22 protein-coding genes and 2 pseudogenes are annotated in these 26485 nt (G+C 72.1%); 21 read left to right on the top strand and 3 right to left on the bottom strand.

What is annotated here, in order from left to right; genetic code table 11:
• Positions 1-61: 61 nt before the first annotated feature.
• Together QF030_RS11905 and QF030_RS11900 are read right to left on the bottom strand one after the other, a co-directional pair.
• On the bottom strand, positions 62-832 hold the full coding sequence (locus tag QF030_RS11905; protein WP_307162629.1) for a DeoR/GlpR family DNA-binding transcription regulator: 771 nt from the start codon (positions 830-832) through the stop codon (positions 62-64).
• A 263-nt stretch (positions 833-1095) separates the two neighbouring features.
• Positions 1096-1920: an NAD-dependent epimerase/dehydratase family protein gene (locus tag QF030_RS11900; RefSeq protein ID WP_307162628.1), complete on the bottom strand. Its 825-nt coding sequence runs from the start codon at positions 1918-1920 to the stop codon at positions 1096-1098.
• A 236-nt stretch (positions 1921-2156) separates the two neighbouring features.
• Here QF030_RS11900 and QF030_RS11895 point away from each other — a divergent pair, with 236 nt between their 5' ends.
• The gene (locus tag QF030_RS11895) at positions 2157-3116 is read left to right on the top strand and encodes a 5-dehydro-4-deoxyglucarate dehydratase (protein WP_307162627.1); all 960 of its coding nucleotides are present in this window, start codon (positions 2157-2159) and stop codon (positions 3114-3116) included.
• Positions 3117-4292: a hypothetical protein gene (locus tag QF030_RS11890; RefSeq protein ID WP_307162626.1), complete on the top strand. Its 1176-nt coding sequence runs from the start codon at positions 3117-3119 to the stop codon at positions 4290-4292.
• Here QF030_RS11890 and QF030_RS11885 read toward each other — a convergent pair.
• Positions 4229-5467 (bottom strand): MFS transporter, encoded by a 1239-nt coding sequence (locus tag QF030_RS11885; RefSeq protein WP_307162625.1) that lies wholly within the window; start codon positions 5465-5467, stop codon positions 4229-4231. The genes QF030_RS11890 and QF030_RS11885 overlap by 64 nt on opposite strands.
• A gap of 155 nt (positions 5468-5622) precedes the next feature.
• Between QF030_RS11885 and QF030_RS11880 the strand changes: the two genes are divergently transcribed.
• The 19 genes and pseudogenes from QF030_RS11880 to QF030_RS11790 all read left to right on the top strand — a co-directional run bounded on the left by QF030_RS11880 (position 5623) and on the right by QF030_RS11790 (position 26457).
• Positions 5623-6216: a TIGR03086 family metal-binding protein gene (locus QF030_RS11880; protein ID WP_307162624.1), complete on the top strand. Its 594-nt coding sequence runs from the start codon at positions 5623-5625 to the stop codon at positions 6214-6216.
• Between the two features lie 96 nt (positions 6217-6312).
• Positions 6313-7074, top strand: a complete 762-nt coding sequence (locus QF030_RS11875; RefSeq protein ID WP_307162623.1) for an MBL fold metallo-hydrolase — start codon at positions 6313-6315, stop codon at positions 7072-7074.
• Positions 7075-7248: 174 nt separating this feature from the next.
• Positions 7249-7929 (top strand): GntR family transcriptional regulator, encoded by a 681-nt coding sequence (locus QF030_RS11870; protein WP_307162622.1) that lies wholly within the window; start codon positions 7249-7251, stop codon positions 7927-7929.
• A complete protein-coding gene (locus QF030_RS11865; protein WP_307162620.1) occupies positions 7926-8837 on the top strand; it encodes a dihydrodipicolinate synthase family protein in 912 nt (303 codons plus the stop codon). The genes QF030_RS11870 and QF030_RS11865 overlap by 4 nt, the downstream gene beginning before the upstream one ends.
• Positions 8834-10579 carry an L-arabinonate dehydratase gene (gene araD / locus QF030_RS11860; protein ID WP_307162619.1) on the top strand — a complete coding sequence of 582 codons (1746 nt, stop codon included), beginning with the start codon at positions 8834-8836 and terminating at the stop codon, positions 10577-10579. The genes QF030_RS11865 and araD overlap by 4 nt, the downstream gene beginning before the upstream one ends.
• A gap of 161 nt (positions 10580-10740) precedes the next feature.
• Positions 10741-11676 (top strand): carbohydrate ABC transporter permease, encoded by a 936-nt coding sequence (locus QF030_RS11855; RefSeq protein WP_307162618.1) that lies wholly within the window; start codon positions 10741-10743, stop codon positions 11674-11676.
• Positions 11673-12572: a carbohydrate ABC transporter permease gene (locus QF030_RS11850; protein ID WP_307162617.1), complete on the top strand. Its 900-nt coding sequence runs from the start codon at positions 11673-11675 to the stop codon at positions 12570-12572. The genes QF030_RS11855 and QF030_RS11850 overlap by 4 nt, the downstream gene beginning before the upstream one ends.
• Positions 12569-13856, top strand: a pseudogene (locus QF030_RS11845) (pectate lyase family protein). The gene QF030_RS11850 and the pseudogene QF030_RS11845 overlap by 4 nt, the downstream one beginning before the upstream one ends.
• Positions 13853-15031 carry a Gfo/Idh/MocA family protein gene (locus tag QF030_RS11840; RefSeq protein WP_307162616.1) on the top strand — a complete coding sequence of 393 codons (1179 nt, stop codon included), beginning with the start codon at positions 13853-13855 and terminating at the stop codon, positions 15029-15031. Before QF030_RS11845 ends, QF030_RS11840 begins: the two are co-directional and overlap by 4 nt.
• A complete protein-coding gene (locus tag QF030_RS11835; protein ID WP_307162615.1) occupies positions 15031-15885 on the top strand; it encodes a DUF6807 domain-containing protein in 855 nt (284 codons plus the stop codon). The genes QF030_RS11840 and QF030_RS11835 overlap by 1 nt, the downstream gene beginning before the upstream one ends.
• Positions 15882-17393 (top strand): glycoside hydrolase family 43 protein, encoded by a 1512-nt coding sequence (locus tag QF030_RS11830; RefSeq protein ID WP_307162614.1) that lies wholly within the window; start codon positions 15882-15884, stop codon positions 17391-17393. Before QF030_RS11835 ends, QF030_RS11830 begins: the two co-directional genes overlap by 4 nt.
• A 33-nt stretch (positions 17394-17426) precedes the next feature.
• Positions 17427-17885 (top strand): annotated as a pseudogene (locus tag QF030_RS11825) (pectinesterase family protein); the annotation flags it as partial.
• A 193-nt stretch (positions 17886-18078) separates the two neighbouring features.
• Positions 18079-19416 (top strand): ABC transporter substrate-binding protein, encoded by a 1338-nt coding sequence (locus tag QF030_RS11820; protein ID WP_307162612.1) that lies wholly within the window; start codon positions 18079-18081, stop codon positions 19414-19416.
• 108 nt (positions 19417-19524) lie between these two features.
• Positions 19525-20322: a rhamnogalacturonan acetylesterase gene (locus QF030_RS11815; RefSeq protein ID WP_307162611.1), complete on the top strand. Its 798-nt coding sequence runs from the start codon at positions 19525-19527 to the stop codon at positions 20320-20322.
• Between the two features lie 58 nt (positions 20323-20380).
• On the top strand, positions 20381-21712 hold the full coding sequence (locus QF030_RS11810) for a pectate lyase family protein (protein ID WP_307162610.1): 1332 nt from the start codon (positions 20381-20383) through the stop codon (positions 21710-21712).
• Between the two features lie 79 nt (positions 21713-21791).
• Positions 21792-22955: a pectinesterase family protein gene (locus QF030_RS11805; RefSeq protein ID WP_307162609.1), complete on the top strand. Its 1164-nt coding sequence runs from the start codon at positions 21792-21794 to the stop codon at positions 22953-22955.
• A gap of 4 nt (positions 22956-22959) precedes the next feature.
• Positions 22960-23988, top strand: a complete 1029-nt coding sequence (locus tag QF030_RS11800; RefSeq protein ID WP_307167541.1) for a pectinesterase family protein — start codon at positions 22960-22962, stop codon at positions 23986-23988.
• Positions 23975-25243, top strand: coding sequence for a dienelactone hydrolase family protein (locus QF030_RS11795; RefSeq protein ID WP_307162608.1), 1269 nt, complete (start codon positions 23975-23977; stop codon positions 25241-25243). The genes QF030_RS11800 and QF030_RS11795 overlap by 14 nt, the downstream gene beginning before the upstream one ends.
• A 101-nt stretch (positions 25244-25344) precedes the next feature.
• Positions 25345-26457: a right-handed parallel beta-helix repeat-containing protein gene (locus QF030_RS11790; protein ID WP_307162607.1), complete on the top strand. Its 1113-nt coding sequence runs from the start codon at positions 25345-25347 to the stop codon at positions 26455-26457.
• Positions 26458-26485 lie beyond the last annotated feature (28 nt).

Raw genomic sequence — 26485 nt, 5'->3', positions numbered from 1 at the left:
AGAGGGATGTATCGGGCGTCCCGAGGCGTGGCAGTGCCCTCGGGACGGGTGGTCAGGGGGTTCAGACCCGGATGACCTGAGGGCCCAGCAGTGAGTAGCGGTGGGCCTCGGCCGTCGGCAGCAGCGTGCTCGTCACGATCGCCTCCAGCGCGCCCACCTCGGCGAACCGGCAGAAGCCGACCGCCCCGAACTTGGAGTGCACGCCCGTGAAGACCACCCGCCGGGCCGCCCGCACGGCCTGCGCCTTGACCTCGCCGACCGCCGGGTCCGGGGTGGTCAGGCCGTGTTCGCGGGAGATGCCGTTGGCGCCGATGTAGGCGAGGTCGACGACGAAGCCGGCCAGCATCCTCGTCGTCCAGTGGTCGACGGTGGCCAGGGTGCCGGAGCGGACCCGGCCGCCGAGCAGCAGCACGGACATGTTCTCGGTCTCGGCGAGCGCGCCCGCGACCGGGAGGGAGGCGGTGACCACGGTCAGCGGGCGGTCCCTGGGCAGCGCCTCGGCGATGAGCTGCGGGGTGAAGCCCTCGTCGACGAAGACCGTCTCGGCGTCCCCGAGCAGCCCGGCCGCCGCGGCGGCGATCCGGCGCTTCTCGGGCACATGGCTGGTGGCGCGGAAGGCCAGCGTCGTCTCGAAGCCGGCGCTCTCCACGGGATAGGCGCCGCCGTGCGTACGGCGCACCAGGCCGTGGTTTTCCAGCGCGCGCAGATCCCGCCGTACGGTCTCCCTGGCCACGCCCAGTTCGGTGGCGAGCGTGGTCACGTCGACCGCGCCGGTGGCGCGCGCGGCCCGCACGATCTCGCGCTGGCGCTCCTCCGCCGTCCTGGGGGTCATGTCGTCACCTCGCTCTCCCGCTGTCCTGCCCGTTCGGGCCCGGTGGGGTCCATGGGGGAAGTTCTACAGCGGGTGCGCGGCACTGACCAGGCCTGTTGCGGGCCCGATACTGCCCGGGTGGGCCCGTTTCCCGCGCGGCCTGTCCGGCTCGGACCTGCGGGGCGGCCGGGAGGCGGGTGGGATCGGGCAGGGCACGTGCCCGGATACGGCGGCGGGCGGGCCCGTTCGGTGCCCGCCCGCCGTCCACGAGGTCCGCTCTCGGGTCAGTACGGCCAGATCGGGGGGTCGCTGACGAAGTGGCCGCCCAGGTAGGCGTGGGCGATGTTCTCCGGGTCCAGCTCGCCCTGTTCGGCGATCAGCTTCTCGGCGTACGGCTCGGAGTCGTCCTGGGGCTCGTAGCCGAGCGCCCGCGCGGTGCCGAGGTCCCACCACAGGCGGGTGTTGGCGGACGAGCCGTAGACGACGGTGTGGCCGACGTTCTCCGCGGTCAGGGCCGCGTGGAAGAGACGGGCGCCGTCGGCCGGGCTCATCCACAGCGACAGCATCCGCACGCTGGTGGGCTCGGCGAAGCAGGAGCCGATGCGCACCGACACGCTCTCCAGGCCGTGCTTGTCCCAGTAGAGCTGGGCGAGATCCTCGCCGAAGGACTTGGACAGGCCGTAGAAGGTGTCCGGGCGGCGCGGGGTGTCGATCGGGATCAGTCCGCCCTCGTCGGGCGACGCGTCGGCCGGAGGGCGGGGGGTGAAGCCCACCGCGTGGTTGGAGGAGGCGAAGACGACGCGCTGCACGCCCTCTTCGCGGGCCGCCTCGTACAGGTTGTACGTGCCCGTGATGTTCGCGCCGAGGATCTTCTCGAAGGGGGCTTCCAGCGAGATGCCCGCGAGGTGGATGATCGCGTCGACGCCCCGCACGGCCTCCCGGACCGCGTCCCTGTCGGCCAGGTCCGCGACGATCGCCTGCGGCGCGTCGTCGATCGGGCGCACGTCGAGCAGGCGCAGCTCGTAGCCGTGGGCGGGCAGCAGCTCCCGCATCAGGGTGCCGAGGCCGCCGGCGGCGCCGGTGAGCAGGACGGTGCGCGGAGCGGGCATCCTCGGGTCTCCTTGGATCACGGGGAGGGTGGATGCATGTGTGGCCACAGTTCACATGCATGGACACGCTAAGGAGCGGTGGCGGCACCCGTCAAGTGTCCCGCAGGAGAGACAAAACTGCTGGTGTCTTCGGGGTGGGCACGCTTGACCCGGCTCGATCGGGCACTTTAGCGTGAGCCTGTTCAGGAATATGGACGCCGCTCAAGAATATGGACTGCCAAGAAGATGGACCCGTTATGGACCCGGGAGAGCCCGTGACGTCAGCCCCGCTCGCCGACCGCCTCCGCGTCCCCAGCGGACCGCTGTTCTTCCCCGTCACCGCCTTCGGCTTCGACGGCTCGCTCGACCTCGACACCTACCGCGAGCATGTCCGCCGCGGCGTCGAGGCGGGGGCCGCCGCCGTCTTCGCGGCCTGCGGGACCGGGGAGTTCCACGCGCTGGCCCCGGAGGAGTTCGAGGCCTGTGTGCGGGCCGCCGTGACCGAGACCGCCGGGCGGGTGCCCGTCGTCGCGGGCGCCGGCTACGGGACCGCGCTCGCCGTGCGCTACGCACGGCTGGCCGAGTCGGCCGGGGCGGACGGCCTGCTCGCGATGCCGCCCTACCTCGTCGTGGCCGCCCAGGAGGGCCTGCTGCGGCACTACCGGGAGGTGGCGGCCGCGACCGCCCTGCCGGTCGTCGTCTACCAGCGCGACAACGCCGTCTTCACCCCCGGGACCGTCGTCGAACTCGCCCGTACCGAGGGGATCATCGGCCTCAAGGACGGCCTCGGCGACCTCGACCTGTTGCAGCGGACCGTCAGCGCCGTCCGTACCGAGGCCCCCGGCGACTTCCTGTACTTCAACGGTCTGCCGACCGCCGAGCAGACCCAGCTCGCCTACCGGGCCCTCGGCGTCACCCTCTACTCCTCGGCGGTGTTCTGCTTCGCCCCGGAGATCGCGCTCGCCTTCCACCGGGCCCTGACCACCGGCGACGACGCCACCGCCCACCGCCTCCTCGACGGTTTCTACCGGCCGTTCGTCGAGCTGCGGGCCCGGGGCCGCGGTTACGCCGTCTCCCTCGTCAAGGCCGGGGTCCGGCTGCGCGGCCTCGACGTGGGCGAAGTGCGCCCGCCGCTGCACGAACCGAGCGAGGATCACATCAAGCAGCTGGCCCAGGTGATCGACCGCGGCTACGCGCTGCTGGAGGAGGACGACTGAGTGAAGGCGTCGACATTCGTCTATCCCTGGGACGTCGTGGGCGATCCCGGGGCGGCGGCCCGGATCGCCGCGCTCGGCGTGGAACAGGTGACGCTCGCCGCCGCCTACCACTCCACCCGCGCCCTCACGCCGCGCCACCCCCGCCACCGCATCGTCACCGCCGAGCACGCGGCCGTGCTGTACCCGACGGATCCGGCCGGCGGCCGCTGGAAGGGCCGCGCCCTGCGCCCCTACCCGGCCGGTGACTGGGCCCCGGGCGACGCCTACGGCGAGGCCGCCGAAGCGCTCGCCGCGGCCGGGCTCGCCGTGCACACCTGGGTGGTCCTCGCGCACAACTCCCGCCTCGGCGCCGAGCACCCGGACACCTCGGTGGTCAACGCCTACGGCGACCGCTACCCGTGGGCCCCCTGCATCGCCCAGCCCGCCACGCGCGCGTACCTCGTCGACCTCGCCGCCGAGGCCGCCGTACGCCCCGGTGCGGACGGCACCGAACTGGAGTCCCTCGGCTGGTACGGGCTCCAGCACCTGCACGCCCACGACAAGACCGGCGGCGTCACCCTCGGGGACGCCGGCCAGTACCTGATGTCGCTCTGCTTCTGTCCCGCCTGCCGGGCCGGCTACGGCGAACGGGGCCTGGACGCCGACGTGCTCGCCGTCGCCGTACGGGAGGCGCTGGAGCCGCTGTGGCAGGGGGCGCCGGACGGCGGGGGAGGCTGGGCGGAGATCGAGAAGCTGCTCGGGGAGGAGACGGCGGCGGCCACGCGCGCGTGGCGCGACGGGACCGCCCGCACGCTCCAGGAGACGGCGGTGCGGGCGGTACGGGACGCCGCGTCCGACGGCTTCCAGGTCCTGCTGCACGCCGACCCCGTGGCGTACCACGTCGGCGCCAACCCGGGCGTCGATCCCGCGCACATCCTGTCCGTCGCGGACGGGGTGGTCGTGCCCTGCGCGGGCGGGCCCGGTCTGCTGGCCCCCTTCGCCGCACAGCGCCGCGAGGGCACGGTCGTCGCCGCCAACTTCGGCGTCGTCTCCGGCATGGGCGGCAGCCCGGGGACGCTCACCGCCGACCTGGCGCGGGCGCGCGAACTCGGGGCGACCGAACTCCGCCTCTATCACGCGGGATTGGCGTCGGACGAGGACCTGGCGGCGGTACGGGAGGCGCTGGCCGCCCGCTGAGCGCCGCGCAGCACCGGCAGGATCGCCAGCCGGGCCAGGGCCAGCAGCACCAGGAGCGGCTGGTACGGCACGAGTGCGACCAGGCCGGCGCCCGCCGCGAGACCGACGGCGGTCGGCGCGTACATCAGGGTGCCGGCCGTCGCGGTGACCCGGCCGAGCAGCGCGTCCGGCGTCTCACGCTGTACGGCGGTCAGCGCGGCGATCAGCGCACAGGGCAGCCCCACCCCGATCGCCGCGCTGCACACCAGGGCGACGGCGTCCGAGGCGACGGCCTGCGCGGCGACCGCGACGGCCGTCAGGACGATCCCGTACCCGGCGAACCGGCGTTCCCCCAGCCGCCGCAGCGCGGGCCCCGAGGCCAGCCCCACCAGGACCGAACCGGCGCCCTGGACGGCGTAGAGCGTGCCCGTGAAGGCGGGGGAGTGGCCGAGGCCCTCGACGACGGCGTAGACCAGCGGGCCGCCGAGGCCCGAGAGCAGCAGCGCCGCACCGCCCGCCACCACCAGCGGGCGCAGCCCGGGGTGGCCCCACAGGAAGCGGGCGCCCTCGGCGGTCCGCGCACGCCAGTGGGCGGTGGCCGGCTCCGGCCGCTCCTCGCGGACCCGCAAGCACGCGTACAGCCCCGCCGCGCACACGAAGGTGGCCGCGTCCAGGAGTGCCACGGCGGGGCCGCCGTAGGCCGCGTAGACGCCCGCGCCGGCCGGCGGGGCGACCAGTTTCATGCCCTCGGTGGCCGTCATGCGCAGCCCGTTGAAGTCGCCCAGCAACTCCGGGGCGACCGCGGCGGCGACGAGCGCGGACTCCGCCGCGTCGGCCACCACCGCGGCGGTGCCGTACAGGAACAGCACCGCCCACAGCAGCCACACCCGGTCGGGGGAGTCGACGGCGAGGACGGTGAGCAGCAGGGCCGCCGGGCCCAGGTTGAGCGCCACCAGCAGGCGGCGTCGGCGGGTGCGGTCGGCGAGGGAGCCCAGCGGCGGACCGAGCAGCGTGGGCACCCACAGGGCGAGCACGCACAGCGCCGCGAGCCCGTTCGAGCCGGTGAGGTCCTTGACCCACACACCGGACGCCAGCCAGAGCGCCGAGGTGCCGAAACCGGAGACCGACGACGCGGCCAGACAGAGCGCCGCGTCACGGTCCCGCAGGATCCGCGCCACGGACCAGTTCTTCGTCATACCTGGTCATCCTGGGTCTGAGGCGGCCGCCCGGGCATCGGGCAATCGCCCTAGGCGAGGCCTCCTGCCCGCGAGGGTCCACCGGAATCCCTGAGCGGCAGCCGCCGCCGGACCCGGCACCGATGAGTTCGCGGGCCGCCGCCGGTCCACCCCGTATGACCGACACGACAAGCACCTTCGACCTCGGCCCGCAGACCCTGATCGTGGCGCGCCTCGCGGAGGGCGTCCGCGACGAGCAGCTCGCGGACGGGACACCCTGCCCGGGGTGCGCCGTCCGCAACATGCTCGGACACCTCACCGGCCTGTCCGTCGCCTTCCGGGACGCCGCCCGCAAGGAGCTGGGCCCCACCACCGACACCGCTCCGGACGCCGCCGCACCGGACATCGGCCCCGGCTGGCGCGAGGAACTCGTCAAGGCGCTCGACGAGCTCGCCGACGCCTGGCGGGAGCCGGCCGCCTGGACCGGCCTGACCCGCGCGGGCGGCGTGGACCTGCCCGGCGCGGTCGCGGGGGCCGTCGTCGCCGACGAGCTGGTGATCCACGGCTGGGACCTGGCCCGCGCCACCGGGCAGGAGTACACGCCCGACCCGGCCGCGCTGTCGGCCGCGCACGCGTTCCTCGCCGCCGCGGCGGCCCAGGGGGAGCCCGGGAGCGGTGTGTTCGGACCCGTGGTCCCCGTCCCGGACGACGCCCCGCTGCTCGACCGGGCGGTCGGACTGAGCGGACGTGACCCGGGGTGGACACGCTAGCCGTCCCGGCGGCCGGGGCGTGACGGCCGCCACGGGGCGCCGTGGACGAACGTCGTCACGGCGCGTCCCGGGGGCCCGGGACGTACGCTCCCCACCATGCCCCTGAGCCTCACCGTCCTCGGCACCGCCTCTCCGCACCCGCGGCCGGGCCGCCCCTGCTCCGGCTATCTGCTGCGCGGCGCGGGGGCGGAGGTGTGGGTGGACGCGGGCCCCGGAACGTTCGCCGAGTTGCAACGGCACACGGATCCCGACCGGCTCACGGCGATCTGGATCTCCCACCTCCACGCCGACCACAGCGCGGACCTCCTCGCCGCCGCCTACGCCCTCGCCTACGGCGGGATGACCCCGCCGGCCCCGATCCCGGTCTACGCGCCGCTCGACTGCGCCCGGCGTCTCGCGGGCTTCTTCGGTCGGCCCGACGTCCGGTTCCTGAGCGGGGTCTTCGACTTCAGGGCGCTGTTCGACGGACACACCGTGCGGCACTGGAACCTGCGCCTCAGCTCGCGCGCGGTGGCGCACGACACCGAGGCGTACGGGCTGCGCGCCGAGTGCCAGGGAAGCGTCCTCGCGTACTCGGGCGACACCGGGCCGTGCGAGGCGCTCACCGAACTCGCCTCCGGCGCCGACCTGTTCCTGTGCGAGGCGGACATCGACAGTCATCGCGAAGGCGAACGGGAGCCACAGGTACATCTCACGCCCGAGGACGCCGGCGAGGCCGCCCGCAGGGCAGGGGTGCGCGAGCTGTACATCACGCACGTCGGGCCCACGCTGACCCGGGAGGCCGCGACCGCCCGGGCCGCCGTCGCCTTCGGGGGTCCCGCCCGCACCGCTCGCGAGGGCGAGACCCTCCCCTTCTGACCTCCTCGGGCCCTGTGGCCCCGGTGGCCTCGTTTCGGCAACCTCAACTTCCTTTGTCAGAAGCATTGACGAAACACGAGGGCGCTCCTACCTTCAACGCGTCGTACTTCGTACGTCATATATGAGACGCGATACGCGATCCGAGATCGGATACGCGACACCCGAGAGGCGCGCATGACCTCTGTGCCCACGCCGATCCCGTCCCGCACGCAGTACGTGCTGGAAGAGATCAAACGCCGCATCCTCACCGGCCGGCTGACGCCCGGCCAGGCTCTGGTCGAAACCGAGCTCGCCGCGCAGTTCGGGGTCTCCAAGACCCCGGTGCGCGAGGCGCTCAAGACCCTGGCCGGCACCGGACTGGTCGTCATGAGCCAGTACAAGGGCGTCACGGTGCGCATGGTGGACGCGGACATGGCGCGCGAGGTCTACGACGTACGCCTGCTCCTCGAGCCCGAGGCGCTCAGGCGGGCCGTGCGCCGGGGCGCCTCCCTGGACGCCGCCCGCGAGGCGCTGACCAGGGCCGACCAGGCGGCCGACACCGCCGAACGGTCGCTGGCCAACCGCGAGTTCCACCGGGCCCTGTACCTGCCGTGCGGCAACCCGCTGCTCGGCCGGATGCTGGACGAGGTGCGCGACCAGGCCGCCCTGGTCTCCGCCGTCGCCTGGGCCGCCTCGCCCTCCTGGGAAAGGGAGGCCGGCGAGCACCGCGAGATCCTGCGGCTCGCGCTGGCCGGTGACTGCGACGGAGCGGCCCGCGCCCTGCACGCCCACATCGCGTCGTTCGTGCACCGGGCGTTCCCCGAGACCGCCCAGGAGGCCCGTGAAGGGCACCGGTCAGAGAAAGGTCAGGAATGAGCAGCGTGGCGTTCGAGACCCAGCGTGCGGCCCTGGCCGACGTGGTGGCCATCCCGGTGACCCCGTTCGCCGAGGACGGCTCCGTCGACGGCGATGCCCACCGGGCCCTGCTGCGCCGGTTGCTCGACGGCGGGATCACCACCCTCACCCCGAACGGCAACACCGGCGAGTTCTACGCCCTGACCCCCGAAGAGCGCCGCCTGGTCACGGAGTCGACCATCGAGGTGGCCGGAGAGCGGGCGGTGATCCTGGTCGGCGTCGGACACGACGTACCGACCGCCGTCGCCTCCGCCCGGCACGCCCGCGCCCTGGGCGCGCAGATGGTGATGGTCCACCAGCCCGTCCACCCGTACGTGTCGCAGAGCGGCTGGGTCGACTACCACCGGGAGATCGCGGAGGCGGTGCCCGAGCTGGGCGTCGTCCCGTACATCCGCAACGCGCAGCTGCGCGGTGAACGGCTCGCCGAACTCGCCGACGCCTGCCCGAACGTCATCGGCGTCAAGTACGCCGTCCCGGACGCGTCCCGGTTCGCCGCCTTCGCGCGCGACGCCGGCCTGGAACGCTTCGTCTGGGTGGCCGGCCTGGCCGAGCCGTACGCCCCCTCCTACTTCTCCGCGGGTGCCACCGGATTCACCTCCGGGCTGGTGAACGTCGCCCCGGCCGTTTCGCTGAACATGATCGAAGCGCTTCGATCCGGGGACTATCCGGCCGCGATGAAGGTGTGGGAACAGATCAGGCGCTTCGAGGAGCTCCGCGCCGCCAACGGCTCCGCGAACAACGTCACCGTCGTCAAGGAAGCCCTCGCCTCCCTCGGACTGTGCCGCCGCGAGGTCCGCCCGCCGAGTCGGTCGCTGCCCGAGGACGAGCGCGCCGAAGTCGCCGCGATAGCCGCCGGATGGTCCATATGAAGCGCTTCGACGATCAAGCCCGCAAACGCCCGGAGGACCTCCGCAGCCACCAGTGGTACGGCGCCGAGGGCCTGCGCTCCTTCAGTCACCGCGCCCGCACCCGCCAGCTGGGCTACCTCCCCGAGGAGCACCTCGGCAAGCCGGTCATCGCGATCCTCAACACCTGGTCGGACATCAACCCCTGCCACGTCCACCTGCGCGAGCGCGCGCAGGCCGTGAAGCGGGGCGTGTGGCAGGCCGGCGGATTCCCGCTGGAGTTCCCGGTCTCCACACTCAGCGAGACCTTCCAGAAGCCGACCCCGATGCTCTACCGCAACCTGCTCGCGATGGAGACCGAGGAGCTGCTGCGCTCCTATCCCGTCGACGGGGCCGTGCTGATGGGCGGCTGCGACAAGACGACGCCCGCGCTGCTCATGGGCGCGGCCAGCGTCGACCTGCCGACGGTCTTCGTCCCGGCCGGGCCCATGCTGCCGGGGCACTGGCGCAACGAGGTCCTCGGCTCGGGCACCGACATGTGGAAGTACTGGGACGACAAGCGGGCCGGCCTCATCGGCGACTGCGAGCTGGCCGAACTGGAGAGCGGTCTCGCGCGCTCGCCCGGCCACTGCATGACGATGGGTACGGCCTCCACGCTGACGGCCGCCGCGGAGGCGCTGGGCGTGACGGTTCCGGGCGCGTCGAGCATCCCGGCCGTGGACTCCGGGCACGACCGGATGGCGGCCGCCGCGGGGCTGCGCATCGTCGAACTGGTCCACCGGGACCGCAGGCTGAGCGAGATCCTCACCGCGGACGCGTTCGAGGACGCCGTGACGACCGTGCTCGGCCTCGGTGGTTCGACGAACGCCGTGATCCACCTCATCGCCATGGCCGGCCGCGCGGGCGTCAAGCTGACCCTCGACGACTTCGACCGCGTGGCCCGGACCGTGCCCGTGCTCGCCAACGTGCGGCCGGGCGGCGAGAAGTACCTCATGGAGGACTTCCACTTCGCGGGCGGACTCCCCGGCTTCCTCTCCCGGATCCCGGACCTGCTCCATCTGGACCGCCCGACCGTCTCGTACGACACGCTGCGCGAGCAACTCGCCGACGCCCGGGTGCACGACGACGACGTGATCCGCCGCCGTGACGACCCGGTCGCGAGCGAGGGCGGGGTCGCCGTCCTGCGCGGCAACCTCTGCCCGGACGGCGCCGTCATCAAGCACATCTCCGCCGAGCGTCACCTGCTCCGGCACACCGGTCCCGCGGTCGTCTTCGACGACTACCGGACGATGCAGCGCACCATCAACGACCCCGGACTCGGAATCACCGCCGACACCGTCCTGGTGCTGCGGGGCTCCGGTCCCAAGGGCGGTCCGGGCATGCCCGAGTACGGCATGCTGCCCATCCCCGACCACCTGCTCAAGCAGGGGGTGCGGGACATGGTGCGGATCTCCGACGCCCGGATGAGCGGGACGAGTTACGGCGCGTGCGTTCTCCATGTGGCGCCCGAGTCGCACGTCGGAGGGCCGCTCGCCCTGGTGCGCACCGGGGACTCGATCACTCTCGACGTCGAGGCCCGCTCCCTCCGGCTCAACGTGGACGACGAGGAGCTGGAGCGGCGCCGGGCGCAGTGGACGCCGCCGCCCGTCCGGTACGAGCGCGGCTACGGCGCGCTCTACAACGAGCAGATCACCCAGGCCGACACCGGCTGCGACTTCGAGTTCCTGGCCCGCCCGGGCAAGGTCGCGGACCCGTACGCGGGCTGAACCACAGCAGCACGACCGGGCCCACCCCTGCGCAGGGAGAAAGCGCTTAACCCGGACGAAGCGCACGAAGTGCGACGCACGCGAAGCGCACGGAGCGCGACGCACACGAAACACACGAACGCACGACGCACCGAGAGACGTACTGAGAACGGAGAACAGTCATGGCCCAAGCCGCAGCCGTGGCGAAGCCGCCCGCGCCACCCCGGCGGCGCCGTGCCTCCGCCACGCCCCGCAGACTGCCGTACCTGCTGATCGCGCCGGCGGCCCTGCTGATGCTGGGCTTCATCGCCTACCCGGTCATCAGCGTCTTCTACTACAGCCTTCAGAACTACAACCCCACCAAACCGTGGCGCAACGGCTACGCGGGCTTCGACAACTTCGTCCACGCCTTCACGGACGACCCGCAGTTCTGGGACACGCTGACCTTCAGCGCCCAGTGGGTCTTCGTCGAGGTCGGACTCCAGCTGCTGTTCGGTCTGGCGCTCGCGCTGATCGTCAACCAGACCTTCGTCGGGCGCTCGCTCGGCCGGGCGCTGGTCTTCTCCCCGTGGGCCGTCTCCGGAGTGCTGACCTCCGCGATCTGGGTGCTGCTCTACAACTCCCAGACCGGCATCACCCGTTACCTCGCGGACATGGGGGTCGGCGAGTACGGCACCAGCTGGCTGTCGGACACCTCCACCGTCTTCCCGGCGGCGATCGTCGCCGACCTGTGGCGCGGTGTCCCCTTCTTCGCCATCCTCATCCTCGCCGACCTCCAGTCCGTCTCCAAGGACCTCTACGAGGCCGCCGAGGTCGACGGCGCGAGCCGGATCAAGCAGTTCTGGCACATCACCCTGCCCCACCTGAAGGACGCCATCGTCCTGTCCACGCTGCTGCGCGCGGTGTGGGAGTTCAACAACGTCGACCTGCTCTACACGCTCACCGGCGGCGGCCCGGCGGGGGAGACCACCACGCTCCCGCTCTACATCGCCAACACCAGTGTCGACGCACACAACTTCGGCTACGCGTCCGCCCTCACCACGGTCGCGTTCGTGATTCTGCTCTTCTGCTCGATGGTCTATCTGCGGCTGAGCAAGTTCGGAGGAGGCGACAAGTGATCACCAAGGAGGCCACCGAGGTCACACCCGTCCCCGTGCCCGTGCCCGGCGCGCCCGACCGCCGCCCGTCCCGGCAGAAGCGTGCCTGGGACGAGGCCCCCCGCTGGCAGATCTACCTCCCGCTGGGGATCTACCTGGTCTTCACCCTGGTCCCCTTCTACTGGATCCTCCTCTTCGCGCTGCGCCCGGCCGGCTCGACCTCGCTCGTGCCCTGGCCGATGACCTTCGAGCACTTCGAGAAGGTCTGGAACGAGCGGGACTTCGCCGTCTACTTCCAGAACAGCGTGCTCACCGGCGTGGCGACCCTGCTGCTCACCACCGGCGTCGCGCTGGCCGGCGGCTACGCCCTCGCCCGCTTCGACTTCAGGATCAAACGCGGCTTCATGCTCGCCCTGCTGTGCACCCAGTTCGTGCCGGGCGCGCTGCTCCTCGTGCCGCTCTTCCAGATCTTCGCCGAGCTCAAGATGATCAACTCGCTCGGCAGTGTCATCATCGCGGAGACGGTCTTCCAGCTGCCCCTGTCGATGATCCTGATCAGCGGCTTCATCCGGAACGTGCCGTACTCCCTGGAGGAGGCCGCCTGGGTCGACGGGTGCAACCGGCTGACCGCCTTCCGGATCGTCGTCCTTCCCCTGCTGCGGCCCGGGCTGATCGCGGTGGGTTCCTTCGCCTTCGTGCACGCCTGGAACCACTTCCTGTTCGCCCTGATGTTCCTGTCCGACCAGACCAAGCAGACGATTCCCGTCGGCCTCAACACCCTGATGAGCGCCGACAGCGTCGACCTGGGCGCGCTGGCCGCGGGCGGCATCATCGCCGCCGTCCCCGTGGTGCTCGTCTTCGCCTTCATCCAGAAGTGGCTGATCACCGGCTTCAGCGCGGGGGCGGTGAAGGGATGAGGCTCCGTCGGATCACCGTGATGACGGCCGCGTTCGGGCTGCTGTGCGTGCCCGCGCGGGCCGAGGCCCGGGACATCTCCCGTGACACCGTCGCCGCCGACGACGGCTGGGCGGCCTACGGCGCCGGCACCACCGGAGGCGCCGCCGCCGACGACGCCCACGTCTTCACGGTCACCGACCGCGCCGGGCTCGTCCGCGCCCTCGACGGCGGCAGCGACACCCCGAAGATCATCAGGATCGCCGGGACGATCGACGCCGACACCGACGACGACGGCGACCACCTGGACTGCGCCGACTACGCCACCGACGGCTACCGCCTGAAGAAGTACCTGGCCGCGTACGACCCGCGCACCTGGGGTCCGGCCAGGCCGAGCGGCGCCCAGGAGGAGGCCCGGCAGGCGTCGGCGGCCCGCCAGGCCGAGCGGATCGTGCTGCCCGTCGGCTCGAACACCACCATCGTCGGCCTGGACCGGGCGGTCCTCAAGGGCGCGAGCCTTCAGGTCAGGAACGCGGACAACGTCATCGTCCGCAACCTCGACCTGCGCGACGCCTACGACTGCTTCCCCGTCTGGCAGCCCAACACCGGCGGCCTCGGCGACTGGAAGACGGCGTACGACAACATCTGGCTGACCGGCGCGACCCACGTCTGGGTCGACCACGTCACCGCCTCCGACGAGGGCCACCCCGACTCCGCCGAGCCCACCTGTTTCGGCCGCAACTACCTCCGCCACGACGGGCTGCTGGACATCACCAACGGCTCCGACCTGGTCACCGTCTCCTGGAGCCGGTTCGCAGGCCACGACAAGGCGATGCTCATCGGCAGCGGCGACACGGCCACCGGCGACCGCGGAAAGCTCCGGGTCACCCTGCACCACAACCAGTTCGAGTCCGTCGTCCAGCGCGCGCCGCGCGTCCGCTTCGGACAGGTGCACGTCTACGACAACCGGTACGTCGTCCCCGAGGGCGCCGCAGTACCGCTACTCGCTCGGCGTGTCGACCGAGTCGGCCGTCCACGCCGAGAACAACGCCTTCCACACCCCCGGCCACGTCGAGGTCGCCGACCTCGTCAAGAGCTGGAACGGCACCGCCCTGCACCAGAGCGGCACCCTCTTCAACGGCTGGCCCGTGGACCTCCTCGCCGTCTACAACGCCTACAACAGCGGCAGCGAGCGCGATCTCACGGCGGACGTGGGCTGGACGCCTACCCTGCACGGAAAGATCGACAGCGCCGCGGTGGCCGACCGCGAGGTGGCACGCGGCGCGGGCGCAGGGAGGATCCCATGAGCACCGCCGAACCGATGAGCAGCCCGGTCCCGATCGTCCTCGCGGGTGCGCGCGGTCACGGCCGCTGGCACCTGGACAACATCCGCCGGCTCCAGGACAAGGGCATCGTCCGCCTGGCGGGCGTCTGCGAGCTGACCCCGCTGACCGCGGCGGAGATCCCCGAGGGCCTCGGCACGCCCGAGCAGTCCGCCGACTTCGGCGCGCTGCTGGACACGACCGGCGCCCGGATCGCCGTCATCTGCACCCCGATCCCCACCCACACCGACCTGGCCCTGATCGCGGCGCGCAACGGCGTGCACCTCCTGCTGGAGAAGCCGCCCGCGCCGTCCTACGCCGAGTTCCGCCGGATGGCGGACGGGGTCGCCGAGGCGGGCGTGGTCTGCCAGATCGGCTTCCAGTCGCTCGGCTCGCACGCCGTGCCCGCGATCCGCGCGATGATCGGCGACGGGGTGATCGGCGAGGTCGCCGGGGTCGGCGGCGCCGGGGCCTGGGCCCGGCCCGAGGCCTACTACCGGCGGGCGCCGTGGGCGGGCAGGCGACGGCTGAACGGCGTCGACGTGATCGACGGGGCCCTCACCAACCCGCTGGCGCACGCCGTCGCCACCGCCCTCGCACTGGCCGGCGCCCCCCGTGCCACCGACGTCACCGGCATCGAGACGGAGCTGGCGCACGCCAACGCCATCGAGTCCGACGACACCTCCTGCGTCCGCGTCCGCACGGCCGACGGCCGCGAGATCGTCGTCGCGGCCACGCTGTGCGCCGAGGACCCCGACGACCCGTACGTCGTCGTGCACGGCAGCCGCGGCCGGATCACGTACTGGTACAAGCAGGACCGCGTCCTGCTCCAGCGGGCCGGCCACGGCCCCGAGGAGTTCGAGTACGGCCGCACCGACCTGCTGGAGAACCTCGTCGAGCACCTCGCCGACGGAAGCGCGCTGCTGGTCCCGCCCGCCGTGACCGAGTCGTTCATGCGGGTCGTCGAGGCGATCAGGGTCGCCCCCGACCCGGTGCGGGTGCCCGACGACGCCTGGCGCCTGCTGCCCGACGAGGAGCGGCGGGTCGTCCCCGGCATCGACGGCCTCGTCGCGGCCGCCGCCGACACCCTCTCCCTCTACTCCGAACTGGGCGCCTCCTGGGCGTTCACGACCGCGCATCCGAAAGAGGTGAGCCCCTGATGACCGCCACCGCACCCGACGCACCGGTCGTCCTGCGTGTCGCCGGCCGCCCGGTCGCCCGCTACGTGACCCGCCCCGAGCTGTCCGCCCGGCTCTCCCCGCGCCCCTTCCTGCACCCCGTCACCACCCTGGCCGGCACGGCGGTCACCGAACTGAGCCCGGCCGACCACGCACACCACCTCGGCGTCGGTGTAGCCGTACCCGACGTCGAGGGGCACAACTTCTGGGGCGGACGCACCTACGTCCGTGACCAGGGCCCGACCGAGCTCGACAACCACGGCGCCCAGCGGCACGGTTCCTTCCAGCTGCGTGACCCGGACGGCTTCGTGGAGGAGTTGCGCTGGGTCGCCTCGGGAACGGAGCTGCTGCGCGAGCGCCGTACGGTCGCGGCGACCGGACTCACCGACACCGCGTGGGCGCTGGACTTCACGTTCTCCCTGACCAACGTCACCTCAGGGCCGCTGTCGATCGGCAGCCCGGCGACGAACGGGCGCCCCGGAGCGGCCTACGGCGGCTTCTTCTGGCGGGCCCGGAAGGAGGAGGCGGCCCCCGAGGTCTTCACCGCCGGCACGGAGGGCGAAGCATCCGTCCACGGCGCCCGCGCCGACTGGCTCGCCCTGGCCGGCGCCCACTGGACCCTGGTCTTCGCCGGTGCCACCGGCGCCACCCGCCGCGATCCCTGGTTCGTCCGCACCGCCGAGTACCCGGGCGTCGGCTCCTCGCTGGCCGCTCAGGAGAGGCTGCCGGTTCCGCCCGGCGAGACGGCCGTACGCCGGATCGTCACGGTCGTCGCCGACGGCCGCCTGGACCGGGACCAGGCGGCGGCCCTGGTGCGGAAGGCGGTCAGCCAGTGACGCACGAGACGTACACCAACCCCGTCCTGAACGCCGACTGGTCCGACCCGGACGTCGTGCGGGTCGGCGACGACTTCTACCTGACCGCCTCCAGCTTCGGCCGCGCCCCCGGCCTGCCCCTGCTGCACTCGCGCGACCTGGTCAGCTGGACGCTGATCGGCCACGCCCTCGAACGCCTGGAGCCGGCGGACGAGTTCAGGTCCCCGCGGCACGACTGCGGGGTGTGGGCACCGTCCCTGAGACACCACGACGACCGCTTCTGGATCTTCTGGGGCGACCCGGACCAGGGCATCTTCCAGGTCAACGCGCCCGAGATCAGGGGGCCCTGGTCCCGCCCGCACCTGGTGAAGGAGGGCCGGGGACTCATCGACCCCTGTCCCCTCTGGGACGACGAGACGGGCGAGGCCTATCTGGTCCACGCCTGGGCCAAGTCCCGGGCGGGCGTCAAGAACCGGCTCACGGGTCACCGGATGCATCCGGAGGGCACGGCCGTCCTCGACGAGGGCAAGGTGATCGTGGACGGGGACCGGATCCCCGGCTGGTTCACGCTCGAAGGGCCGAAGCTCTACCGGCACGACGGCTGGTACTGGATCCTCGCGCCCGCCGGGGGAGTGGAGACGGGCTGGCAGGGCGCCTTCCGGTCCCGGGACTTCTTCGGTCCGTACGAGGAGCGGATCGTCCTGGAGCAGAAGGACACCCAGGTCAACGGCCCCCACCAGGGCGGCTGGGTGCGCACCAGGTCCGGCGAGGACTGGTTCCTGCACTTCCAGCAGCGCGGCGCGTACGGCCGGGTCCTCCACCTCCAGCCGATGCGCTGGGGGCACGGGGGAAGCTGGCCGGTGATCGGCGACGAGGGCGCCCCCGTGCGCGAGCACCGGCGGCCCGACCTGCCCGCCGGACCGCCGGCCGCACCCGCCACCGACGACGACTTCCCCGGCGGACGCTTCGGCCGCCAGTGGTCGTGGACGGCCAACCCGCAGGACGGTTTCGCCACCCGGCACTCGGCCGACGGACTGCGGCTGACCTGCGTGCGGACGTCCGACGCGCACGATCTGCGCACCCTGCCCAACGTCCTCACCCAACGGCTGCCCGGCCTCCCGTCCGCCGTCGAGGTGGAGCTGGAGCTGCACAGCGAGGAGCCGGGCGCCCGCGCCGGACTCACGGTCCTCGGGGACGCCTTCGGCTGGATCGGGCTCCAGCGGGGTGCCGACGGGGCCGTCCACCTCGTGCACCGGTTCGCCGAACCGGTCGCCGAAAGGGAACGGGACGCCGCCCACCCGCGGCTCGCCCCCGGGGGACGGGCGCGCCTGCGCATCGAGATCGGCACCGGAGCGCGCTGCCGTTTCGCCTACGACGTCGGCGACGGCCTGCGCCCTTCCGGCCCCGTTTTCGCCGCCACCCCGTGGCGCTGGGTCGGTGCCCTGCTCGGCCTCTTCGCCCTCGCGCCGGCCGGGACGGGCCACGCGGGGGCGGCCACGTTCAGCCAGTTCCGGATCAGCCCGCTCTGACCCTCTTGTTCCGTACGCCTCTTGGGAGCCGCAATGACGCACTTCCCTAGCAAGCGCTTGCCGAGACCGGCCGCGGTCCTGGCGGCCGTCGCCCCGGCCACTTCGGCGGGCCCGTGGACCGACCGGGCCCACGGCTTCGCCTCGCTCGCGGGCGGCACCGTCGCAGGCGCAGGCGCAGGCGCAGGCGACCAGGTCGTGACCGTCGCCGACCGGGCTTCGCTCGCGAGGTACGCGGCGGCCGAGGAGCCGTACGTCATCCGGGTCGAGGGCGCGGTGGCGGTCGAGCCCTTCGGCTCCGGCATCGTCGTGACCTCGAACAGGACGATCGTCGGCGTCGGCGACAGCGGCGAGATCGGGCACGGGGAGCCGCACCTGAACCCCGGTACGCACAACGTGATCATCCGCAATCCGACGATCCGGGACGCGTACGTCGAGGGCGACCGGGACGGCAGGAAGACCGATGTCGACGCGATCCGGAGCGGGCGGACCGACGCGTGGGGCACGGCCTCCGAGCCGCGGGAGTTCTACGCCTACCGGCTGGATCCCGCGGCCGCCGTCCCCGCGCCGGCCACCCGGTTCTCCGGGCCGCAGAAGCGGCTCGGCGCCCCGCCGCGCCTCCGCACCATCCACTGACCCCCCACAACTTCATACCTCTGTTGGGATCCAGAAGAAGAGAGCCGACCACATGAAGAGCAGCATCCGCAGAAGCAGGCGTGCCGCCCTGGCCGTCGCCCTGGGCTCCGTGCTCGCGCTGACCGCCACCGCCTGCGGCGACGACGGCAGCGGCGGTGCGGGGGACAAGGGAGGCGAGGGCTCCGGCAAGGGGGAGATCACCTTCTGGGACAACAACGGCGGTGTGCGCACCGACGTCTGGAAGGAGATCATCGCCGACTTCGAGAAGGCGAACCCCGACATCAAGGTCAACTACGTCGGCGTGCCGGCCGACAGCGTCCAGTCCAAGTACGACACGGCCATCCAGGGCGGCGGTCTGCCCGACGTCGGCGGTGTGGGCACCGCGATGCTCGCCGAGGTCGCGGCGCAGGGCGCCCTCGAACCGCTGGACAGCCGCATCTCCGGGAGCGCGCTGAACGGCAAGCTCAACCAGAAGTTCCTGGACGGCGTCAAGGCGGCGGGCATCGACGGCAAGACGTACTCGGTGCCGACCTCCGCGAACAACGGCACGCTCTGGTACCGGACCGACCTGTTCCAGCAGGCCGGCCTCGACGCGCCGACGACCTGGACGAAGTTCTACGAGGCCGCCGACAAGCTCACGAACAAGGACAAGAACGCCTTCGGGTACACCATCCGCGGCGGCGCGGGGTCCATCGCCCAGGCGCTGGACGCCACCTACGGGCAGAGCGGCATCACCGAGTTCTGGAACGGCGACAAGACCACGGTCAACGACCCGAAGAACGTGGCCGCGCTGGAGAAGTACGTCGGCCTGTTCAAGAAGAACACTCCGTCCGCCGACGTCAACAACGACTTCACCAAGATGGTCGCCCAGTGGGACTCCGGCACCATCGGCATGCTGAGCCACAATCTGGGCTCGTACGGCGACCACCAGAAGGCGCTGGCCGGCAAGTTCAAGGGCATCCCGGCGCCCACGCAGGACGACGGCACACGGGTGCAGGTGTCCAACCCCGTCGACGGGCTCGGGCTGTTCAAGGCGAGCAAGAACAAGACCGCCGCCTGGAAGTTCATCGAGTTCGCCGCGTCGCACGAGTCCAACAGCAAGTGGAACGAGACGGCGGGCCAGGTGCCGGCGAACTCCGAGGCCGCGCAGGACGACTGGGTGCAGTCGTCGGAGCCGACGAAGCTGGCGGCCGAGGCGCTGGCGGGCAGCAGCACCAAGATCGTGCAGCTGCCCTACTACCTGCCCGACTGGAACACCATCTCCAAGGCCGACAACGAGCCGAACTTCCAGAAGGTGCTGCTCGGGAAGATGAGCCCGAAGGACTTCCTGAACACGCTGGCCGAGCAGTTGAACACGGCGCAGGCCGACTGGAAGCAGAACCACGGATAACCGGGGCGGATGCGTTCCGTGGGGAACTGCGGGCCCGCCCGTGGCCGGTCGCGCAGTTCCCCGCGCCCCCGAAAGACATTCACTCGCCCCTGTTGAGAGGTGCACCTCGTGTCCCTTACCCGCAGACAGGTCACTTCGGCGGCGCTCGCCGCCGTTCCGCTCGGCGCGGTGGCGGCCGGACCGGCTCAGGCCGGGACCCGCCGGCCCCGCACGCTCTTCATCGCCGGTGATTCCACCGCCGCCCAGAAGTACTCCGACGCCGCTCCCGAGACCGGGTGGGGAATGGCGCTCCCCTTCTTCCTGCACAAGGACCGGCCGGTCGCCAACCACGCGGTGAACGGCCGCAGTTCGAAGAGCTTCGTGGACGAGGGCCGGCTCGACGCCGTCCTCGCCGCGATCCGGCCGGGGGACCTGCTCCTCGTCCAGTTCGCGCACAACGACGAGAAGACCACCGATCCGGCCCGCTACACCGAACCCTGGACCACCTACCAGGACCACCTGCGGATGTACGTGGACGGCGCCCGCGCGAAGGGCGCGCGGCCGGTGTTGGCCACGCCCGTCGAGCGCCGCAGGTTCGACGCCGAGGGGAACGCCCTGCCGACGCACGGCGAGTACCCGGCCGCCATGCGGGCGCTCGCGGAGGCGGAGCGGGTGGCGCTGCTCGACGTCCAGGCGCTGTCGCTCGCGCTGTGGCAGCGGCTCGGCGTCGAGGAGACGAAGACGTACTTCAACTGGACCGCGTCCGAGCAGGACAACACGCACTTCAATCCGCCGGGGGCGATCGCCGTGGCGCGGCTCGTGGTGCGGGAACTGCTGCGCACGCGGGTGCTCGGGCCGCGTGACGTGGTCCGGCTGCACGACGAGATCCCGACGTCCTGGATCACCTGGCCCGCACCGCTCGCGTAGGACCCGCACCGCCCTCGCAGGACCCGCACGCCTTTCGTCACCAGAGGAGACCTGTACAGTGCGTACACAGACATGTCATGGACGCGTCATAGCTGCCCTGGTGGGGTGCACCGCGCTGGTGCTCTCCGTCACCGGTACGGCGTCCGCCCAGGCCGATGCCCACGCCCGCTCCTCGTCGCGCGACCTCGGCCGGCAGGTCCTGGGCGCGAACGACGGCTGGGCCTCGTACGGGACGGGGACCACCGGCGGGTCCGCCGCCGACGCCGCCCATGTGTACACCGTCACCGACTGGGCGCAGTTCAAGGCCGCCCTCGCGGCCGGCGGCAGCGCGCCGAAGATCATCAAGGTGAAGGGCGTCATCGACGCCGTCGCCGAGGGATGTGACGCCTTCGCCGCGCCCGGCTACGACTTCGACGCCTATCTCGCCGCCTACGCGCCCGAGACCTGGGGGCTGGACACCGACCTGAGCGCCGAGCCCGACGACAGCCCGGAGGGGTTGCGACGCGCCTCCGCCGCCGCCCAGGACACGGCCATCAAGGCCAACGTCCCCGCCAACACCACCATCGTCGGCATCGGGAAGAACGCCGGCCTCAAGGGCGTCAGCCTGCAGATCAAGGCCGTCGACAACGTGATCATCCGGAACCTGTCCTTCGAGTCGCCCATCGACTGCTTCCCGCAGTGGGACCCGACCGACGGCACGAAGGGCAACTGGAACTCCGAGTACGACACGGCCGTCGTCTACGGCTCGACGCACGTGTGGCTGGACCACAACACGTTCACCGACGGCTCGCACCCGGACAGCGCCGCGCCGACCTACTTCGGCATGCTGTACCAGCAGCACGACGGCGAGCTGGACATCGTCCGGGGGGCGGACTACGTCACCGCCTCCTGGAACGTCTTCACCGACCACGACAAGACGATCCTCATCGGCAACAGCGACAGCGAGTCGACGGCCGTCGGCGACCGGGGCCACCTGAAGGTGACCTTCCACCACAACCGGTTCTCGAACCTGGTCGAGCGCGCCCCCCGGGTCCGCTTCGGGCAGGTCGACTCCTACAACAACCACTTCGTCGCCGACGACTCCTTCGCCTACAGCTTCGGGATCGGCAAGGAGTCCCGGCTCGTCGCCCAGCACAACGCGTTCACGCTGCCGGAGGGGGTCAGCGCGGCCAAGGTGCTGAAGCGCTGGAACGTCTCACCGCTCACCGCCGACGACAACTACGTCAACGGCAGGCTCACGGACCTGATCGCCGTGCACAACGCGGAGATCCCGGCCGAGGTCCTGGCATCCGGCGCAGGCTGGACGCCGACCCTGCGCACCAAGGTCGACCCCGCGAAGGCGGTCCCGCGGATCGTCGACTGCGGCGCGGGCGCCGGACGCCTGGGCTGACCCCTCCTCCGACGGCCGGGGCGGCGCCCGTCGTCGCCCCGGCCCCCTCAGCAGAGCCGCACTGCCAAGGAGCACCCGCATGTCCTCGCCCCGACACCCCCGTCGTCACAACGGACTCCCGCTCTCCCGACTTCCGCTCTCCCGACGAGGATTCCTGACGGCGACCGCCGGTACGGTCGCCGCCCTCGGCCTCGCCGCCGCACCCGCGCGGGCCGCCGCCGCGCGACGCGCCCCGTTCGGCCGGCACGGCTCCCCGGCCGCCCGCCTCACCCCGCGCACCCTGTACGTCGACCCGCGGGGCCGGGGCGACTTCACCGGCGTCCGGGACGCCGTCGCCGCCACCACCGGCAGCGGCTGGACCCTGGTCCTCGCCCCCGGCACCTACCGGGAGACCGTCGCCCTCGACGTCACCCGCACCGAGGCCACCTGGATCGGCGCCTCCGAGGACCCCCGTGACGTCGTGATCGTCTACGACAACGCGGCCGGGACCGCCAAGCCCGGCGGCGGCACCTACGGCACCACCGGGTCGGCCACCACCACCGTGCAGGCCGACGGCTTCACCGCCCGCTGGATCACCTTCGCCAACGACTGGCTGCGCGCCGACCACCCCGGCATCACCGGAACGCAGGCCGTCGCCATCAAGGTCCAGGGCGACCGCTCCGCCTTCCACCACTGCCGGTTCCTCGGCCACCAGGACACCCTGTACGCCGACTCCCTCGCGCTCGGCACCTTCGCCCGGCAGTACTACGCGCACTGCTACGTCGAGGGAGACGTGGACTTCGTCTTCGGCCGGGCGACGGCCGTCTACGAGCAGTGCCACTTCCGCACCCTGACCCGCACCGACCTGGCCTCCGCCCCCTACGGCTTCGTCTTCGCCCCCTCGACGGCGGGCGCCAACCCGCTCGGCTACCTGGTCGTCCGGGGCCGGATCAGCAGCGAGGCGCCGGACGCGTTCTACAAGCTGGCCCGCCCCTGGGTGCCCAGCTCGGACACCACCGCCCGCCCGAGCCTCACCGTCCGCGACACCCGGCTGGACGCCGGGATCGACGCGGTCGCGCCCTACACCGACATGTCCGCCTCCTTCCCCTGGCAGAACCAGCGGTTCGCCGAGTACCGCAACACCGGGCCGGGAGCACGGATCACCGTCCCCGAGAACCGCCCCCAACTCACCGCCGAGCAGGCGCGGTCCGCGACCCGTGCGGCCTACCTGGGCGACTGGGAGCCCTGGAAGGGGGAGTGCTGAGATGCTGCGCCGACGCACCCTCCTCGCGGGCATCACGGGGACCGCCCTGATCACCGCGACCCCGGCCCGGGCACGGTCCCGCCGCATCCTGCACGTCCGCCCCGGCGACTCCGTCCAGGCCGCCGTGGACGCCGTCGACGGACCCGGCGCGACGATCGTCGTACACCCGGGGACCTACCGGGAAGTCGTCGACGTGCCCGCCGAAAAGGGCGAGTTGACCATCCGCGGCCTCTCCCGCGACCCGCGTGCCGCCGTCCTCGTCTTCGACAACGCCAACGGCACGCAGAAGCCCGACGGATCCGGTACCCACGGCACCGCGGGCTCCGCCACCTTCACCTCCGCCGCCCCCGGCCTCACCGTCCGCGACCTCACCCTCGCCAACGACTGGTTGCGCGCCGACCACCCGGAGATCACCGGCACCCAGGCGGTGGCCGCCTACGTCACCGGCGACCGCACGCACTTCGACAACGTGCGCCTCCTGGCCCACCAGGACACCCTGTTCGCCGACACCACCGCGCTGGACGCCTTCGACCGGCAGTACTTCCACCGCTGCTACATCGAGGGCGACGTCGACTTCGTCTTCGGGCGGGGCCGGGCCGTCTTCGACGCCTGCCACTTCCACACCCTCCAGCGGGACGTGGCCTTCACCCCCAAGGGCATGGTCTTCGCCCCCGCCACCGCCCGGGCCAACCCCTACGGCTTCCTGGCCCTGCGCGGCCGGATCACCTCCGGCGCCGAGGACGCGGCGTACAAGATCGCCCGGCCCTGGGTGCCGTCGTACGAGACGACCGCCTGGCCCTCGCTGGTCGTACGGGACACCTGGATCGGCCCCGGCATCGACGCGGTGACCCCGTACACCAACATGCGCGACGCCTACCCCTGGCAGACCATGCGCTTCCGCGAACACCACAACTCCGGCCCGGGCGCGGCGATCGCGGCGCCGGAGAACCGGCCGCAGCTGACCGACGAGGAGGCGGCCATCCACACCCGGCGGACGTACCTCGGGGACTGGAGGCCGTATGGGCGCCCATGACCCGGCGGTGGGACGACGGGCGTTCGTGGCCGGCACCGGGGCCGCGCTCCTGACCGGGGCATCCGCCACCACCGACGCACAGGCAGCCGCTGCCGACGCACAGGCGGCCGTCGCCGACGGACAGGCGGCCGTCGCCGACGGACAGGCGGCCGTCGCCGACGGACCGGCGGTCACCGTCGACGGACCGGCGGCCGTCGTGGAGGGGCCGCTGCCCGGCTTCCACCCCGCTCTCAAAGCCGAGCTGACCTTCCCGCTCGCCTGGGGAAGGTCCCCGATCCGCGACTTCCGCGCCTGGCGCCGGGCCGCCCGCGCCAAGGTCGAGGAGCTGCTGCTCGTCGGACCGCAGGACCGCACCCCCTACGCCCCCGAGTTCACCGACCGGAGCCCGGAACGCGGTTACACCCGCGAACTGGTGACGCTCTCCCTCACCCGCCACGAACGCGTCCGCGCCGCGCTCCTCACCCCGGACGGTCCCGGCCCCTTCCCGGCGGTGCTCCTCCTGCACGACCACGGGGCGAAGTTCGACATCGGGAAGGAGAAACTGGTCCGGCCCTGGTACGACGACACCCGGCTCGCCTCCGCGCAGAGCTGGTCCGAGCGGTACTTCAGCGGACGGTTCGTCGGCGACGAGCTGGCCCGGCGGGGGTATGTCGTGCTGTGCGCGGACGCCCTCGGCTGGGGCGACCGCGGACCACTCGCCTACGACCAGCAGCAGGCCCTCGCCTCCAACTTCTACCACCTCGGCTCCTCGCTCGCCGGACTCACGGCCCGCGAGGACGCCCGGGCCGCCGGGTTCCTGGCCTGTCTGGACCGGGTCGACCGGGGCCGCGTGGCGGCCGTCGGGTTCTCCATGGGCGCCTTCCGCGCCTGGCAGGCGGCCGCGCTCAGCGACGACCTCGCCGCCGCGGCGGCCGTCTGCTGGATGACCGGCCTCAAGGAAATGATGGTGCCCGGCAACAACACCCTGCGCGGGCAATCGTCGTACTACATGCTCCACCCCGGGCTTCCCCGGTTCCTCGACTTCCCCGACGTGGCGAGCATCGCCGCACCCAGGCCGATGCTGTTCTTCGACGGCGGGCTCGACCCGCTCTTCCCCGCCGACGGCGTCCGCGCGGCCCACGACCGGCTGCGCACCGTCTGGCGCTCCCGTCACGCCGAGGAACGGTTGCGTCTGAAGAGCTGGCCCGACCTGGGCCATGTCTTCGTCGACCGCATGCAGGACGAGGTCTTCGACTGGCTCGACACCGTCCTGTGAACCGCTCTCCCCGACCCGCTCCCTCCCTTCGACCCCTCCACCTGCCCCGTCCCCCCATCCCCCTGCCCCCTCCCCGCAACGACGGAAAGGACCCGCACTCCATGTCTCGTCGTACCGCTCTCACGGCCGTCGCCGCCCTCACCCTGGGCGCCGGACTCGCCGTCCTCCCCACCCAGGCGCAGGCCGCCACGGTGGTGGTCAGCAACTCCACGGACCTGTCCAACGCCATCAAGAACGCCACCGCCGGCACGGTCATCCAGGTCCGCGCCGGCACCTACTACCCGACGGCCACCCTCCAGTCCACGGCCAACGGCACCTCCTCGTCGCCCGTCACCCTCACCGCGTACGGTTCGGAGACCGTGAAGATCGACGGCTCGTCGCTGCCCGACGGGGACTGGATCTTCAAGCTGACCGCCGACTACTGGAACGTCTCCGACATCACCTTCCAGAACTCCCCGGACAGCGCGGTCGTCTGCCAGTCCTGCACCGGCACCAACTGGAACAACATCAAGACCATCAACGGCGGTGACTCCGGTTTCACCCTCACCGGGGACGGGACCGTCAACAACACGGTCAAGAACATCGACTCCTACGGTCACTACGACGCCGCCAACCACGGCGAGAACGCCGACGGGGTCGCCGTCAAGTTCGGCTCCGGCACCGGCAACCTCATCACCGGCGCGCGCCTCTACAACAACTCGGACGACGGCATCGACTTCTGGTCCTTCTCCTCGCCCGTCACCATCGAGCACACCTGGTCCTTCGGCAACGGCGTCAACCGCTGGTCAGACTCGGCCTTCGCGGGCGACGGCAACGGCTACAAGCTGGGCGGGGACGGCGAGGTGGTCGCGCACGTCGTCAACAACTCGGCCGCCTGGGGCAACGCCGGAAACGGTTTCACCGAGAACTCCAACAAGGGTGCGATCGTCATCAACCGCACCACCGCCTACGCCAACAGCAAGTGGGGCTACTACTTCGCCACCGGCGCCGCCAAGCTCGGCAAGAACCTGGCCGTGAGCAACGGCGGTGGCGCGGTCAGCAAGGGCTCGTCGGTCACCTCGTCCGGCAACAACTGGGACTCGGGCGTCTCCACACCCGCCTTCCGGTCCACCGACGCGAGCTCCGCGTACAACGCCCGCGGCTCGAGCGGCACCCTGCCCACGACCACGTTCCTGACGACGGGTTCGACGACCGTCGGAGCGACCATGGACTGACCGGCCGGGCACCCGGTGCACCGCCCGG

Source organism: Streptomyces rishiriensis (assembly GCF_030815485.1).
Classification (GTDB): Bacteria; Actinomycetota; Actinomycetes; order Streptomycetales; family Streptomycetaceae; genus Streptomyces; species Streptomyces rishiriensis_A.
This window is presented reverse-complemented; position numbering and strand designations above follow the sequence as displayed.

Bases quoted from the DNA above. Each gene is read 5' to 3' on its own strand.
- QF030_RS11880 (WP_307162624.1), top strand. From the start codon at position 5,623: ATGACCGACACGACAAGCACCTTCGACCTCGGCCCGCAGACCCTGATC.
- QF030_RS11885 (WP_307162625.1), bottom strand. From the start codon at position 5,467: ATGACGAAGAACTGGTCCGTGGCGCGGATCCTGCGGGACCGTGACGCG.
- QF030_RS11865 (WP_307162620.1), top strand. From the start codon at position 7,926: ATGAGCAGCGTGGCGTTCGAGACCCAGCGTGCGGCCCTGGCCGACGTG.
- QF030_RS11895 (WP_307162627.1), top strand. From the start codon at position 2,157: ATGGACCCGGGAGAGCCCGTGACGTCAGCCCCGCTCGCCGACCGCCTC.
- QF030_RS11875 (WP_307162623.1), top strand. From the start codon at position 6,313: ATGCCCCTGAGCCTCACCGTCCTCGGCACCGCCTCTCCGCACCCGCGG.
- QF030_RS11835 (WP_307162615.1), top strand. From the start codon at position 15,031: ATGACCGCCACCGCACCCGACGCACCGGTCGTCCTGCGTGTCGCCGGC.
- araD (WP_307162619.1), top strand. From the start codon at position 8,834: ATGAAGCGCTTCGACGATCAAGCCCGCAAACGCCCGGAGGACCTCCGC.
- QF030_RS11870 (WP_307162622.1), top strand. From the start codon at position 7,249: ATGACCTCTGTGCCCACGCCGATCCCGTCCCGCACGCAGTACGTGCTG.
- QF030_RS11820 (WP_307162612.1), top strand. From the start codon at position 18,079: ATGAAGAGCAGCATCCGCAGAAGCAGGCGTGCCGCCCTGGCCGTCGCC.
- QF030_RS11905 (WP_307162629.1), bottom strand. From the start codon at position 832: ATGACCCCCAGGACGGCGGAGGAGCGCCAGCGCGAGATCGTGCGGGCC.
- QF030_RS11855 (WP_307162618.1), top strand. From the start codon at position 10,741: ATGGCCCAAGCCGCAGCCGTGGCGAAGCCGCCCGCGCCACCCCGGCGG.
- QF030_RS11790 (WP_307162607.1), top strand. From the start codon at position 25,345: ATGTCTCGTCGTACCGCTCTCACGGCCGTCGCCGCCCTCACCCTGGGC.
- QF030_RS11795 (WP_307162608.1), top strand. From the start codon at position 23,975: ATGGGCGCCCATGACCCGGCGGTGGGACGACGGGCGTTCGTGGCCGGC.
- QF030_RS11840 (WP_307162616.1), top strand. From the start codon at position 13,853: ATGAGCACCGCCGAACCGATGAGCAGCCCGGTCCCGATCGTCCTCGCG.
- QF030_RS11805 (WP_307162609.1), top strand. From the start codon at position 21,792: ATGTCCTCGCCCCGACACCCCCGTCGTCACAACGGACTCCCGCTCTCC.
- QF030_RS11900 (WP_307162628.1), bottom strand. From the start codon at position 1,920: ATGCCCGCTCCGCGCACCGTCCTGCTCACCGGCGCCGCCGGCGGCCTC.